This is a genomic window from Amycolatopsis sp. NPDC104863 (assembly GCF_055582965.1).
The window spans coordinates 645,752-659,464 of sequence record NZ_JBVJOW010000001.1; the positions used below are offsets into that span (position 1 = coordinate 645,752).

The 13,713-nt window shown below is 71.1% G+C and carries 14 protein-coding genes; 7 read left to right on the forward strand and 7 right to left on the reverse strand.

Features of this window, described 5'->3' with window-relative positions; genetic code table 11:
- The first annotated feature begins 22 nt into the window (after positions 1–22).
- The 3 genes from ACZ63J_RS03055 to ACZ63J_RS03065 are packed head-to-tail and all read left to right on the forward strand — an operon-like array spanning position 23 to position 2,566.
- A complete protein-coding gene (locus tag ACZ63J_RS03055) occupies positions 23–1,102 on the forward strand; it encodes an ATP-dependent DNA ligase (protein ID WP_465439292.1) in 1,080 nt (359 codons plus the stop codon).
- On the forward strand, positions 1,099–2,103 hold the full coding sequence (gene ligD / locus ACZ63J_RS03060) for a non-homologous end-joining DNA ligase (RefSeq protein WP_465439294.1): 1,005 nt from the start codon (positions 1,099–1,101) through the stop codon (positions 2,101–2,103). The genes ACZ63J_RS03055 and ligD overlap by 4 nt, the downstream gene beginning before the upstream one ends.
- A gap of 1 nt (position 2,104) precedes the next feature.
- A complete protein-coding gene (locus ACZ63J_RS03065; RefSeq protein WP_465408698.1) occupies positions 2,105–2,566 on the forward strand; it encodes a GNAT family N-acetyltransferase in 462 nt (153 codons plus the stop codon).
- Here ACZ63J_RS03065 and ACZ63J_RS03070 read toward each other — a convergent pair.
- The 3 genes from ACZ63J_RS03070 to ACZ63J_RS03080 form a co-directional block, all read right to left on the reverse strand.
- Positions 2,543–2,803, reverse strand: coding sequence for a hypothetical protein (locus tag ACZ63J_RS03070; protein WP_465439295.1), 261 nt, complete (start codon positions 2,801–2,803; stop codon positions 2,543–2,545). The two genes, ACZ63J_RS03065 and ACZ63J_RS03070, sit on opposite strands and share 24 nt — an antisense overlap.
- A gap of 79 nt (positions 2,804–2,882) precedes the next feature.
- The gene (locus ACZ63J_RS03075) at positions 2,883–3,905 is read right to left on the reverse strand and encodes a CobW family GTP-binding protein (protein ID WP_465439297.1); all 1,023 of its coding nucleotides are present in this window, start codon (positions 3,903–3,905) and stop codon (positions 2,883–2,885) included.
- Complete coding sequence (locus tag ACZ63J_RS03080; protein WP_465439299.1) at positions 3,902–4,258, reverse strand: hypothetical protein; 357 nt, start codon at positions 4,256–4,258, stop codon at positions 3,902–3,904. Before ACZ63J_RS03080 ends, ACZ63J_RS03075 begins: the two co-directional genes overlap by 4 nt.
- A gap of 84 nt (positions 4,259–4,342) precedes the next feature.
- Here ACZ63J_RS03080 and ACZ63J_RS03085 point away from each other — a divergent pair, with 84 nt between their 5' ends.
- The 3 genes from ACZ63J_RS03085 (at position 4,343) to ACZ63J_RS03095 (ending at position 7,465) form a co-directional block, all read left to right on the forward strand.
- Positions 4,343–5,488, forward strand: a complete 1,146-nt coding sequence (locus ACZ63J_RS03085; protein WP_465439379.1) for a nitric oxide synthase oxygenase — start codon at positions 4,343–4,345, stop codon at positions 5,486–5,488.
- Between the two features lie 94 nt (positions 5,489–5,582).
- On the forward strand, positions 5,583–6,089 hold the full coding sequence (locus ACZ63J_RS03090) for a flavodoxin domain-containing protein (RefSeq protein WP_465312192.1): 507 nt from the start codon (positions 5,583–5,585) through the stop codon (positions 6,087–6,089).
- An 80-nt stretch (positions 6,090–6,169) separates the two neighbouring features.
- Positions 6,170–7,465 carry an MFS transporter gene (locus ACZ63J_RS03095; RefSeq protein ID WP_465339418.1) on the forward strand — a complete coding sequence of 432 codons (1,296 nt, stop codon included), beginning with the start codon at positions 6,170–6,172 and terminating at the stop codon, positions 7,463–7,465.
- 1 nt (position 7,466) lies between these two features.
- On the opposite strand, the gene ACZ63J_RS03100 is transcribed toward ACZ63J_RS03095, so the two are convergent.
- The 3 genes from ACZ63J_RS03100 to ACZ63J_RS03110 are packed head-to-tail and all read right to left on the reverse strand — an operon-like array spanning position 7,467 to position 11,347.
- Positions 7,467–9,443 (reverse strand): hypothetical protein, encoded by a 1,977-nt coding sequence (locus ACZ63J_RS03100; protein WP_465408691.1) that lies wholly within the window; start codon positions 9,441–9,443, stop codon positions 7,467–7,469.
- Positions 9,444–9,478: 35 nt separating this feature from the next.
- Positions 9,479–10,138: a response regulator transcription factor gene (locus tag ACZ63J_RS03105; RefSeq protein WP_465408689.1), complete on the reverse strand. Its 660-nt coding sequence runs from the start codon at positions 10,136–10,138 to the stop codon at positions 9,479–9,481.
- A gap of 9 nt (positions 10,139–10,147) precedes the next feature.
- Complete coding sequence (locus ACZ63J_RS03110; protein WP_465408687.1) at positions 10,148–11,347, reverse strand: sensor histidine kinase; 1,200 nt, start codon at positions 11,345–11,347, stop codon at positions 10,148–10,150.
- 169 nt (positions 11,348–11,516) lie between these two features.
- On the opposite strand from ACZ63J_RS03110, the gene ACZ63J_RS03115 reads away from it, so the two are divergent.
- Positions 11,517–12,131: an MmpS family transport accessory protein gene (locus ACZ63J_RS03115; protein ID WP_465339421.1), complete on the forward strand. Its 615-nt coding sequence runs from the start codon at positions 11,517–11,519 to the stop codon at positions 12,129–12,131.
- An 85-nt stretch (positions 12,132–12,216) separates the two neighbouring features.
- Here ACZ63J_RS03115 and ACZ63J_RS03120 read toward each other — a convergent pair whose 3' ends face one another.
- The gene (locus ACZ63J_RS03120) at positions 12,217–13,701 is read right to left on the reverse strand and encodes a sialidase family protein (RefSeq protein WP_465399985.1); all 1,485 of its coding nucleotides are present in this window, start codon (positions 13,699–13,701) and stop codon (positions 12,217–12,219) included.
- Between the last annotated feature and the right edge of the window lie 12 nt (positions 13,702–13,713).

Here is a 13,713-nt window from a genome sequence, read left to right on the forward strand (position 1 = left end):
TGGGGTCAATTAGGATCGCCGCGTGGACCTGCCCGTGATGCCGCCCGTGCGGCCGATGCTCGCGAAAGCCGTGCACGACGTGCCCCGTGACCCGGGGCTCCTCTACGAGCCCAAGTGGGACGGCTTCCGCTGCATCGTGTTCCGCGACGGCGACGAGATCGAGCTCGGCTCCCGCAACGACCGGCCGCTCACCCGCTACTTCCCGGAGCTGGTGGAGCTGCTCGCCGCCGCGCTGCCGCCGCGGTGTGTGGTCGACGGCGAGATCGTCCTCGTCACCCCGGCGGGCCTCGATTTCGAGGTGCTGCAGCTGCGGCTGCACCCGGCCGCGTCGCGCGTGCGCAAGCTCGCCGAGGAGACGCCGGCCAGCTTCGTCGCCTTCGACCTGCTCGCGCTCGGCGACACCGACCTGACGAACGAGCCCTTCCGCGAGCGGCGCCGGCAGCTGGAGAGCGTGCTGACCACCGACGCCGAAGGGCTGCAGCGCGTCCACTTGACCCCGCTGAGCGAGGATCCGGAGCAGGCCGAGGACTGGTTCACCCGGTTCGAGGGCGCGGGCTTCGACGGGGTCATGGCCAAGCCCGCCGACCTGCCGTACGAGCAGGACAAGCGCGTCATGCTGAAGATCAAGCACGAGCGCACGGCCGACTGCGTCGTCACCGGGTTCCGCTGGCACAAGGACGGCGTGGGCGTCGGCTCGCTGCTGCTGGGCCTGTTCGACGACGAAGGCGTGCTCCACCACGTCGGCGTCGCGAGCAGCTTCACCAAGGCGCGGCGGGCCGAGCTGGTCGACGAGCTGGCGCCGCTGCGGGAGAACGCGCTCGAGAACCACCCGTGGCGGTCGTGGGCCGAGTACGAGCCGACGCCCGGCCGGCAGCCGGGCGCGAACAGCCGGTGGGCGCCGCAGAAGGACCTCTCGTGGGAGCCCGTGCGCCCCGAATGGGTGGCGGAGGTCCGCTACGAGCACCTGCAGGGCGGCCGGTTCCGGCACGGCGGGCGGCTGGTGCGGTTCCGGCCCGACCGCACGCCGGAGTCCTGCACGTACGCCCAGCTCGACGAGGCGCCGCCGGCCGAGCTGGCCAAGCTGTTCGGGGAGGCGAGATGAGCGAAGCCGTGCTGCTCGACGTCGACGGTGTCGAGGTCAAGATCAGCAGCCCCGGCAAGGTCTACTTCCCCGAGCGCGGCGAGACGAAGCTCGACCTCGTCGAGTACTACCGCGCGGTCGCCGGGCCGCTGCTGGCGCGCCTCGGCGGGCGCCCGCTGCTGCTGGAGCGCTACCCGGACGGCGCCGGCGGCAAGAACTGGTTCCAGAAACGCGTCCCGAAAGGCGCGCCGTCGTGGCTGAGCACCACGGTGGTCTCGACACCGAACGGCACGACGAGTGACGCGCTCGTCGCGAAGGACCTCGCGCACATCCTGTGGGCGGTGAACCTGGGCTGTCTCGGGTTCCACGTCTGGCCGTACCTCGCGGACACCCCCGAGGTCACCGACGAGCTGCGTGTCGACCTCGACCCGTCACCGGGGATCGGGTTCGACGAGCTGCGCGAGGCCGCGGTGCTGACCCGGGAGTTCCTGGCCGAGCTCGGCATCGAGGGCCATCTGAAGACGTCCGGTTCGCGTGGGTTGCACCTTTACGTGATGCTCGAGCCGCGCTGGGACGGCTTTCAGGTGCGGGCCGCGGCCGTCGCGTTGGCGCGGGCCTTGGAGCGGCGGCACCCTTCGAAGATCACGGCGCAGTGGTGGAAGGAAGAACGCGGTTCGCGGGTGTTCGTCGACTTCAACCAAAACGCGCCGCACAAAACGGTGTTCGGCGCGTGGTGCGTGCGGCCGCGGGTCGGCGGCCAGGTGTCGACGCCGATCGGGTGGGACGAGCTGGACACCGTCGAGCCCGGCGCGTTCACGCTGAGCACGGTGCCGGCCCGCGTCGCCGGGCGGGGCGATCCGTGGGCCGGGGCGGGGGAGCGGCCGCAGTCGATCGCGCCGCTGCTGGAGATGTCCGAAGCGGACCTGGCGAACGGGCTGATGGACGCGCCGTGGCCGCCGGTGTACCCGAAGATGCCGAACGAGCCGCCGCGGGTCGCGCCGAGCCGGGCGAAGAAGGCCTGACGTGCCCACGGTCGCCGAATGCCCGGCCGACGACGGGTTGCTGCTGGCGCTGATGACCGCGATGACGGCCGAGCTGGTGGTCGTCCACAACCTGCCCCCGGACGCCCGGCCGCGGCCGCTGGACCCCGAGAGCCGGTACCTGCTGGCCCGCGACGGCGAGCGGGCGATCGGCTGCTGCGCGGTCGAACCGGTCGAGCCGGGCCTGTACGAGCTGAAGCGGATGTTCGTCGCACCGGACGCGCGCGGCACCGACCTGTCGGGCGCGCTGGTGGCGGAGTCGGAGCGGCTGGCCCGCCGCCACGGCGCCCGCCGCATCCGGCTGGAGACGGCGGTGCGCCAGCCCGAGGTGATGCGCCTTTACGAGCGCGCGGGCTACCGGCGCGTGCCGAACTTCCCGCCGTACGAAGCCGATCCGGAGGCGGTGTGTTACGAGAAGGTGTTAAAGCTCGAGGTTGAGCGCTAGCTGCCCGAGATCGTCCTCGGCGGTCGTGCCACCGAGGGTGGCGACACACGCGGGGCACGGCGCGAGCTCGGAAGTGGTCAGGTCGACCGGCTTCCAGCTGCGCGACTCCCGCTCGCCGCAGGCCGAGCGCCGGTAGCGGAGGTCGCCGGAGCGGGTCATCAGGTGGGCCAGCGGAACGTCTTCGGGCAGCACGCCGACCAGGTACCAGCGTGGTGCGCTCACCTCGGTGGTCGTCATGGCGGCCAGTCTCCGTCGAGGTGGTGGGGGGAAGGAGCATTTCCCGATCTTCGGCGTGGCGGCGGTCGCCGCAGCGCCGTCAGGCCTCTTCGGGCAGGTAGCGGAGGATGTGCAGCAAGCCGCGTTCGTCCACCACTTCCGGGTCCGGCGCCAGGCACTCACCCAGCTCGGCCAGCACCGCGTCCGTGTCGATCCCCGCGCCGATCAGGACCAGCTCCGTGCGCCGCGGGGCTCGCGGCGGCCACGCCGAACGCTCGAGCTGCACGAACCCGCCGACGGTGTGCAGGTGGAAGCGCGCGCGAGGCCCGGTCGGGCCGAAGTCGGCCTGGCCCTTCATCCGGTACAACCCGGCCGGGCGGCGCTCGAGGAACTCGACGAACGCCCGCGGCACCAGCGGCGTCTCCGCGGTGAACGTGACCGACTGATAAGCCGCGTGCAGGTGCTGCGAGTGGTCGTGGTCGTCGTCCTCGCGCAGGTCGTCGAACGACAGCTGGCCGATGCGGTCGCCGCGGGGCTCGGGGTCGAAGAACAGCCGCGGGTCGACGCGGCCGTGGTCGGTGACCAGCACCGGGCGGCCCGGCGCGAGCTCCTCGACCGTCGCGGTCAGCTTCGCCAGCGCCTCGGCGCCCACCCGGTCGGCCTTGTTCAGCACCACGACGTCGGCCAGCCGCAGGTGGTCGGCTAGTTCGGGGTGACGCTCGCGTGCGGCCTCGAACTCGGCCGCGTCGACCACCTCGGCCAGCCCGCCGTAGCGGATGTCCGGGTTCTCGCTCGCGATCATCAGCCGGATCAGGTCGCGGGGCTCGGCGATGCCGCTGGCCTCGACCACGATCACGTCGATGCCCGCCTCGGCCGACGACAACCGGCCCAGCATCGCGTCGAGCCCGCTCGCGTCGACGGCGCAGCACAGGCACCCGTTGCCGAGCGAAACCATCGTGTCGACCTGCCCGGCGACCGCGAGCGCGTCGACGTTCACGCTGCCGAAGTCGTTGACCACCACGCCGACCCGCGCGCCTTCGCGGTTCGCGAGCAGGTGGTTGAGCAGCGTCGTCTTGCCCGCGCCGAGGAACCCGGCGACGAGGACCACGGGAATCCGGCTCACCCAGCGACTCTAACGTCGTGCTCGCGCGCGCTGATACACGGGTGGCCGCCCCGGTGAAAGGCCGTCCGGCGAAAACCCACGAACAGACGAAAGCATTCCCGCGGGAAAGGATCACGTGCGTTTACGCCGAGCACGTGATCGATTGACGGAAAATGCGCAGAGATATGTCCAGATAACGCTTGGTAGCAGTTATTTTCGCGGTGTTTCCGCTGCTGAAGACGGAGTTCCGTGATCGTCCGGAAGCTGTTCACGTCCGGTGGATTGCGTTCGGCGGAACGGGGAGTATCCTCCGCGGCCTGGCCGGAGGTGCTGCTGTGCAGCGACTTCCGGCCGTCGGCGTTGTCGGTGACCATCGGAGGAACGGTGAACCTTTCCGTCGGGACGCAGATCACGAATCCGGAGAGTGGGGGAGCGCGGTGACGGTTACACCCGAGCGGGTGACGGTCCCGCTGTCGCTGTGCCCCCAGCGTGTCTCGGGGGAGCAGTCCGTCAATTCCGCGGAAGCGGAGGAATTCCTCGACCGGATGTTCGCCGAAGGCGCCGCCGAAGAGGGGGCCCGCTTCGAAACGCGGCTGACGGAGGTCCGTGCGGAAATCGCCGAAACCGGCACCTACCGCCACACCCCGGCCGAGCTGGCGTACGGCGCGCGCGTCGCGTGGCGCAACTCGGCCCGGTGCATCGGCCGGCTGTACTGGAACAGCCTGCGGATCCGCGACCGGCGCCGGGTCACCGACCCCGCCGCGATCGCCGGCGAATGCGTCGCGCACCTCCGCCAGGCCACCCGCAGCGGGCGGATCCGCCCGACCATCACCGTCTTCGCGCCGGACACCCCGGCCGTGCCGGGCCCGCGCATCCACAACGAGCAGCTGATCCGCTACGCCGGGTACCGCCTCGAAGACGGTTCGGTCCTCGGCGACCCGCGCTACACCGAGTTCACCGAGCGCGTGCGAAGACTCGGCTGGCGGCCACCGGAGCGGAGAGGCTCCTTCGACGTCCTCCCGTTGCTGGTCGAAGCGGTCTCCGGCGAGCCGCGGCTGTTCACGCTCCCCGCCGACGCGGTGCTCGAGGTGCCGCTGACCCACCCCGACCACCGCTGGTTCGCCGGGCTGGGCCTGCGCTGGCACGCCGTGCCGGCGATCAGCGACATGCCGCTGGACATCGGCGGTGTCACCTACCCCGCCGCGCCGTTCAACGGCTGGTACCTCGGCACCGAGATCGGCGCCCGCAACCTCGCCGACGAGCAGCGGTACGACCTGCTGCCGGTCATCGCCGAGCTGATGGGCCTGGAGACCGGCTCGGAGCGCACGCTGTGGCGCGACCGGGCGCTCGTCGAGCTGACCCTGGCGGTGCAGCACTCCTTCGACGCCGCCGGCGTCACGATGGCCGACCACCACACCGAGTCGCGGCGGTTCCTGTCCCACCTGGAGCGCGAGGAGCGGGCCGGGCGCGGGTGCCCGGCCGACTGGAGCTGGATCGTGCCACCGCTGTCCAGCGGCCAGACCGCGGTGTTCCACCGCTACTACGACGAGCCCGACCCCGCGGCCCGGCCGGCGTTCCTGCCCCCGGAGGGATCCGCCGGGTGACGTACACGCACGCAGAGCAGCATGGGAGCGCCCGTTCGGCGGATCGTGACCGGCCCACGGCGCAGCCCGGCGCGGGAAGGCCGACAATGGACCCATGCAGGCAGTCCTCGTCGCCTACGCCGGGCGCCACGGCGGAACCCGGCAGATCGCCGAGGTGATCGCCGCGGAGCTCGGCGAAACCGGCCTGACCGTGGACGTGCGCGACGCCGCCGACGTGGCCACCGTGGACCACTACGCCGCGGTCATCGTCGGCAGCGCCCTGTACTACCACCGGTGGCGGCCGGAAGCCGTCCGGCTGCTGGAGCGCAACGCACGGGAGCTCGCCGAACGGCCCGTGTGGCTGTTCCACAGCGGACCGTGCGGCCCGGGCGCGGCGACCCACCAGGTCAGCCTGCCGGCGAACGTGGCGCTGCTGGCCGCGCGCATCGACGCCGAACGCACGGCGACGTTCGGCGGCAAGCTCGACCCGGCGACCGTGCGCGGGCTGGTCCCGCGCCTGATGGCGTCGGGGCGGCGCGCGGGCGACTTCCGCGACTGGGACCGGATCAAGGCCTGGGCGCGCGACGTCGGGCGCCGGGTCCGCACCCGCGTCACGCTCTGAGGGCTCTTGCCCGCGCGGGGTGGTGAGTGCTACACCGTGCCTGAGGTCTTCCGGTGAGGAACCGACGGGACGGGGCAAACGTGACGGATCGGCAGGCGGCGGCGGAACCAGCCAAGAAAGCGCTTACATCGGATCAGCGCAACGCGTTCCTCGCGGCGCTGCTCGGCTGGAGCATGGACTCGTTCGACTACTTCCTCGTGGTGTTCGTCCTGGCCGACATCGCCAAGGACAAGTCGTTCGGCGCGACGGCGACACAGCTGGCGTTCATCACGACGGCCACCCTGGTGATGCGCCCGGTGGGCGCGCTCCTGTTCGGCCTGTGGGCCGACCGGGTGGGCCGGCGGATCCCGCTGATGGCCGACGTCCTGCTGTACTCGGTGGCCGGCCTGCTGTGCGCGTTCGCGCCGAACTTCACCGTGCTGCTGGTGCTGCGGTTCGTCTACGGCATCGGCATGGGTGGCGAGTGGGGGCTGGGTGCGGCGCTGGCGATGGAGAAGATCCCGGTCGCGCGGCGCGGGTTCTTCTCGGGCCTGCTGCAGGTTGGGTATTCGATCGGGTACCTGCTGGCCGCGCTCGCGTACCTGCTGTTCCACTCGGCGCTGAACCTCGAATGGCGCTGGATCTTCGTGCTGAGCATCTTCCCGGCGCTGATCAGCCTGCTGATCCGCGCGCGCGTGCGTGAGTCGGAGGTCTGGGAGACCACGCGCGAGAAGCTGCGCGTGACGCGCACGTCGGTGAAGGACGTGCTGCTGAACGGGAAGGTGATCCGCCGGTTCGGTTACCTGATCCTGCTGATGACGGCGTTCAACTGGATGAGCCACGGCACGCAGGACGTCTACCCGAGCTTCCTGAAGGCCCACGACAACGGCGGCGCGGGCCTCAGTGCATCGACGAGCACGTGGATAGCGGTGCTGTACAACGTCGGCGCGATCATCGGCGGCCTGACGTTCGGCACGCTGTCGGAGCGTTTCGGCCGCCGCCGCACGATCGTGCTGGCGGCGGTGCTCGGCCTCCCGGTGATCCCGATCTTCGCAATCGACCACGGCGCGGGCATGCTGGCGCTGGGGTCGTTCCTGATGCAGATCATGGTCCAGGGCGCGTGGGGCGTGATCCCGGCTCATTTGACGGAGATGTCTCCCGATGCGATCCGCGGGTTCTACCCGGGGGTGACTTATCAGCTGGGGAACCTGTTGGCGGCGTTGAACCTGCCGATCCAGCAGGCGATCGCGGAGTCGCACGGGTACACGTCGGCTCTCGTGTGGACGGTGGCGCCGGGGTTGGTGGCGGTGGCTGTTTTGACGGCGATCGGGAAGGAGGCGAAGGGGATTCGGTTCGGGGAGTCGGCGGTGAGTACGGCGCCGGCGGGAGCGAAGTGAGCTACTGCATGTAGGTCTTGAGCAACTCGGATGCCTGAGGGTGACCCGTTTCGGTGGCGTACCGGTGCAGGTCGTCGACGACTTCTTGTCTCTTCGTGGTGATGAGACAGGTGGCGAAGGTGCGGAGAGCATTGAGGTTCTCAGTGTCGATCGCGTTCCTCGCGGCATCGGTGAATTCACTGAATCGCTCGAAAACGACCAGCCACTCGGCGACGGCCGCCAGGCTTTCGTCCTTGCCGCTGTGTGCAGCGTGTTTCAGGAGTGCGGTGGTGAGAATGGAGTTCGGCATCAGGACGTAGAGTACCCTGAGGACAGCGGCGCCCCTGTTGCTCTCGATCGCGTGCTGAGCGATGTTGTCCAGTTGATCGACGCTGAGCTTGGCCTGGACCCCTGCTGTGACCGGAATGATCATGTCTTCCGGGCCGTGCTCGATGGCAAAGTCGACCAGGGTGCAGAGGTCTGCTGATCGGGTGGTGAGAACCGGGGAAAGCGCGAGGAATGTATCCGGTTGAGAGTTCTCGATCGCCTGGCGGGCGACAACGAAGACTTCCTCAAAAATGCCGTTGAATTCAAGCGCCACGGCGATCGAAAGCAGGGTTTGTTTTTCTTCGGATCGTCCTGCTTCTCGGAGCATCTCGTTGACCTCGGCGAGGCGTCCCATCTTGACCATGGTGATGGTTCTCAGGGTGAGTGCGTCGTTTCCGGCGCGCCGGAGGAACCGTTCCGCCACCTCCAAACGCTTGGCTCGGTAGGCGGCCGTGCCAACCGCGACCAGGTTCTGCTCCGAACCGAGCGAGAACAACACGTCCCAGACGCGATCAAGAACCGGTGCGTCGCCGAGTGGGCTGTCGCCTTCCTGGGCCCGGTCGAGCAGGTAGTCCGAGGCCAGGAACGTCTCGTCCGCCCGCGGCTGCAGGCACGAACTGGCCCCCAGCACCGGCCGTGCCGCCCACTCCAGACCTTCCTCCACCGAGGGAAGGTCACCCCGCTCCCGCCACGGCACCGGCAGATAACCGCGATACAGCTCGGCCAGCACCTCCCGGGGCAGAGGATCCGGATACCCCGCCCGCCGGCAGTCGACCGCCGCGCTGATCAATGCCTGCCCGACGTAGAACAGCGGGCTGTCGCCCACGGACCACCGCTGCATCATCGGCGTCCCCGCCGCCAAATACTCCGCGAACCCCTCGGAAGCCGTCAACGCCCGGCCGATGCGCGGGTCGTGGGCCTCGGCCGCCCGGGCCGACTCCGCCGGTGTCAAATGCTGCTTGATCATCACCAGATGGCTCGGCGGGATCGATGCGATCACGTCGGCCGCCGCCTGGTTGATCGCGCCGTCCAGGGTTCGGTGGGCGGCCAGCTCGTTGTCGCGGATCGTGGCCACCACGCACGCCGATGGGCCCATTCGCTGCAGCAGCCCCACATCGAGGCCGCCCGGCACGAGGAAACGCTCCAGGTCGTCGAGCCACACCACGGTGTCGGTGAGCGGCTCCGAGGACTCGACGATCTTCCGCAACGCCGGGCCGTCGAGCGGCACGAGCAGGTCGTGACCCGGACGCAGGCGCCGCAACGCCTCCGCCGCCGCCCGGCTCTTGCCCGCCGCGGCACGGCCGTGCAGGAGCACCAGGCCGCCGCCGGCGATCGCCCACTCCAGGTCCTCGTCGCGGTCGCGCGGCACGTACCCCGGGAGGTCTTCGCTGCGGAACGTGTCCATCGCCCGCTTGACCCGCAACGCCAGCAGGGACACGTCGGCGACCTTCGGCAGACGCTCGTCGCCGTCGAGGTGGAGCGCGCGACCCTGGTAGACGCCGCGCTCGGCTTCCGCGTGCGGGGCTCGTTGCCTCCGCAGCTCCAGCAGGGTGAGCCCGAGTGCGGCCAGCGCCGCGAGCCAGCTCAGCGCCTCGACCGTCCGGCGGACCGGGCCGCCGTCCGCCACCAGCCAGCTCAGCCACCCCAGCCGCAGCGCCACCAGGATGAGCACCGGCACCAGGATGGCGACGCCGCGGCGGAGCCACCTCACGGCGAGACGAGCCCGGCCTCGTAGGCGAAGATCGTCAACTGGACCCGGTTGCTGACGTCGAGCTTCGCGAACGTCCGCGTGATGTGCGTCTTCACCGTCGCCTCGCTGAGGAACAGCTCCGTCGCGATGTCGGCGTTCGGCTTGCCCTGGGCGACCGCCGTGACGATCTGGCGTTCGCGGTCGCTCAGCAGCTCCAGCTTGCCCAGGGCGCGCGTGCGGCGCGGGTTGGCGCGGGACGCCACGAACTGGCCGATCAGCTGCTTCGTCGTGCGCGGGGACAGCATCGCGTCGCCGCCGGCCACCACCCGGACGCCCTCGATGATCTCCTGCGGTGACCCCTCCTTGAGGAGGAACCCGCTCGCGCCCGCCGCCAGGGCCTCGAACACGTACTCGTCGAGGTCGAACGTCGTGAGGATCAGGACCTTCGGCGGCCGCGGCTGGGCCAGTACCGCCGCCGTCGCCGCGAGGCCGTTCATGCGGCGCATCCGGATGTCCATGATCACCACGTCCGGCGCGTGCCGGGCGACCTGCTCGACCGCCTCGTCGCCGTCGCCCGCTTCGCCGACCACCGCCAGGTCGGGGGTGCTGCCGAGGATCATGGACAGCCCGGTGCGGACCAGCGGGTCGTCGTCGACGAGCAGTACGCGCACGCTCACCCGCCCATGCTAGGGCGCGGGCGCCGCCCAGGGCAGCCAGGCCTGCAGGACGAACGTCCGGTCGTCGACCGGGCCCGCCGAGAGGGTGCCGCCGAGCAGGGAGACCCGCTCGTTGACCCCGGTCAGGCCGGTGCCCGAACCGGGTGAGGGCACCGGGTGCGGTGGCAGGGGGTTGGCGACCTCCAGCAGCAGGCCCGTGCCCGGCCCGCCGCGGACGGCGACCTCGGCGGGCGCGCCCGGCGCGTGCCGGAGCACGTTGGTGAGCGCCTCCTGCAGGATCCGGTAGGCGGCCGTGCCGAGCGGCGCCGGGGCCGCCGACGCCTGGTCGAGCAGGATCGTGACGTTGACGGTGAGCCCGGCCTTGCGGGCGCCGTCGACCAGGTCGGGAATGGCGGCCAGGGTCGGCTGGGGCGGCTCGGCGGGCCCGCCGGCCGGCCGGTCGCCGAAGCCCGCGCCGCGCAGCGCGCCGATCACGTGCCGCAGGTCGTCGAGCGACTGCCGGGCGGTCGTCCGCACGGTCTTGGCCGCCTCCGCCGTGCCGGGTGACGTCCCGGAGGTGACCTCGAGCGCGCCCGCCTGCAGGGACAGCAGCGACAGCCGGTGCCCGAGGACGTCGTGCATCTCGCGGGCGATCCGGGCCTGCTCCTCGCGCCGCGCGACCTGGTCGCGCATCACGTCGTTCTCGACGATCCGGCGGCGCGTCTCGGCGATGTTGTGGCGCACGAGCCCCAAGGTCAGCGGGACGGCGGTGAACACCGCCGCGGTGATCAGGATGCCCGCCAGCTTGGCGCCGGCCGGCGCGGCCGAAACCCACATCCCGGCCAGCGACATGTCGGCGGGGCGGTCGACGTCGCGCCACACCGCCATGACGGTCGCGGCGAAGACGAGCGCCGTCGCGCCCCACCGCCGCCAGCCGGTGAACCGGGTCGTGAGCGCGGCGAGGGCGATCAGCGCGGGCAGGGAGTCCGCCCGCAGCAGCAGCGGGGGCACGATCGCGACGCCGGTGACGACCAGCGGCCAGCGGTGGCGCCAGACGAGCAGGACCGTCGCGCCGACCCCCAGGAACCAGCCGAGGATCGCCCCCACCGACGGCCGCAGCTCGTCGGAGTCCGGCAGGCTGATGTCCAGCGCCATGTAGCCGAAGCCGACGACCACGCACGCGATGACCGCGAGCACGGTGCTCACCACGCGCAGCACGGACCGTTCCATGGGGCAAGAGTACGAGGCCGCCGCCGCGCGTCCGTCAGCCGTTCCGCTGGTTCACCCGGCCGCGGGTGACGACTTTCGTCGTACCCGGGGCGAGGCCTCCGGACGACGCGGGGCCGGCCGCGCCGCTGGTTTCCTGCTCGTCGTCAAGCAGAGGCGAAAGGACACCCCGATGACCGACCAGATCCCGCTTCAGCAGTATCCGGCGCCCCAGTCCCGGCAGGCGCCCCCGCGCAACGGCCTCGGCACGGCGGGGTTCGTCCTCGGCCTGCTGGGACTGGTGCTCTCGCCGATCCCGTTCGTCGGCGTGGCCGCCTGGCCCCTGGTGGTGCTCGGCCTGGTCCTGTCCGCCGTCGGCGTGGCCAGAGCGCGGGCCGGGAAGGCCACCAACCGGGGGCTCGCGATCGCCGGCGTGGTCGTGTCGGTGCTCGGCCTGGTGGTGAGCGTCCTGTGGGTGGTCGTCATCGGGAAGGCGATCGGCGACGTCCAGGACCAGGCGACCCAGCACCACACCATCGTCTACGAGGTGAGCGGCGCGGCCAAGGCCGCCGACGTCGACTACAGCACCTTCGGCGACCACACGATCCTGGTCAACACCGAGCTCGGCGCCGCGGTGCCGTGGACGAAGACGGTCGAGGCGACGGGGTTCCTCGAGGGCGCCCAGTTCGCCGCGACCACCGGCGCCGACGGCGGCTCCGTCACCTGCAAGGTCGTCGTCGACGGCAAGCAGACCAAGACGGCGACCGCGTCGGGACCGTCGGCGAAGGCGGACTGCGCCGGGTTCTGAAGCCCCGTGCCGTCCGGGCGAGGGGGCCGGACGGCACGGAAACGCGGGGGTGGGACCCGGCCAGGGGGCGGGTCCCACCCGCGGCTCAGCCGCAGTGCTCGAACTCGCTGTCGAAGGCGGCGCCGCCGGTCGCGCCGCCCCACTTGACGCACTTGTCCGCCGCGGCCGCCTTGAGCGGGCCGGCGAACCAGGAGAACGAACCGGAATCCGTCTGCCGCGCCGCGCCCTTGACCTCCAGGTAGGCCGAGGTCGCCGTGGCCGTACCCGAGGAGGTGCTTTTCATCGTGGTGACACAGTTCTGGCCGTTGCTCGCGTTGTAGGAAAGGTAAACCGTGCCTGCGGTGCCGAGCGGCTTCGAGTCGATGACGCCGAAGCCGGCACCGCAGGCCGGGGCGCCGAGGGCGGTGTCGCTGACCGTGGCGTACCGGATCGAGTCGTTGGCGTGCTGTTCGGGCCCGGCCTCGAACAGCACACCGGCCGAAGACTGGGAAAGCTGCACCATGTCCGAGTAGGCCGCGTCCTGGCCCCAGACGAGCAGGCTGTCGGCGGTGCCGGTCCAGTTGGCGCCCTCGTCGAAGGACGAGTGGACCCGCAGCTGCTTGCGACGGTCGCAAGTGGACGGTGCCGCGAACAGGATCCGGTTGTACTTGCCGCCGGTGTCGGTGGCGCTCATCCGGGCCGTCGAACCCTCGACCGTCGGGGCGACGAGGTCGGTGGCGAAGGCGAACTTCGAGCTGAAGGTCTCCCCGCCGTCCGAGCTGATCGCGAAGGCGCGGTTGCGGGTGCCGTCGGCGAGGCACTTGTCACCGTCGTTGGCCTGGTTGCGGGCGGCGGCGTAGACCCGGCCGTCCTTCAGCTCGGTGACGCTGATCTCCTGCGGGTTCATCGTGCTCGCCGACGGCTTGTCGGTCGCCCCGAGGTGCCAGGTGAAGCCGTTGTCGTCGCTGTAGACCAGCGCGCCGATGTTCGAGTAGCTCATGCCGGCGACGAGCCGGCCCTTGTGCTCGCCGCGGGTGAGCACGATCCCGTGCGAGGGCCCGGTGGCCAGCCAGCTCGGCGCGGCCGCGAAGCCGAGCTCGGAGGTCAGCACCTTCGGCGCGCCCCACGTCTTCCCGTTGTCCTCGCTGATCGACACCCGGGGAATCCGGCCGCAGGCGGGGTTGGTGTAGCACTGCATGGTCGAGAGCAGCACCACGCGGTTGCTGCCCGGGATGACGATCGGCGCCGGGTTGCCCTTCGTGTCGCCGTTGGCCTTGATGACGGTCTCCAGCGCGCCCCAGGTCTTGCCGCCGTCGGTCGAGCGCTTCAGCACGAGGTCGATGGCGCCCAGGTCGTTGCACGCGCTGGCGCCGGCGTTGCGGCCTTCGGCGAACGCGAGCAGCGCGCCGTCGTTGGCCTTGACGATGGTGGGGATGCGGTAGCAGTCGTGGCCCTCGGTGTTCTTGTTGAACACCAGCGTGCTGGCCACGTCGGCCTGCGCGGTGGCGGCGCCGATGGCCGCCGGGACGGCGAGGGCGGCGCACCCCAGCAGCCCGGCCAGCAGGCCTCTGGCGATCCGGGTGATGTTCACGGGTTCTCCCTG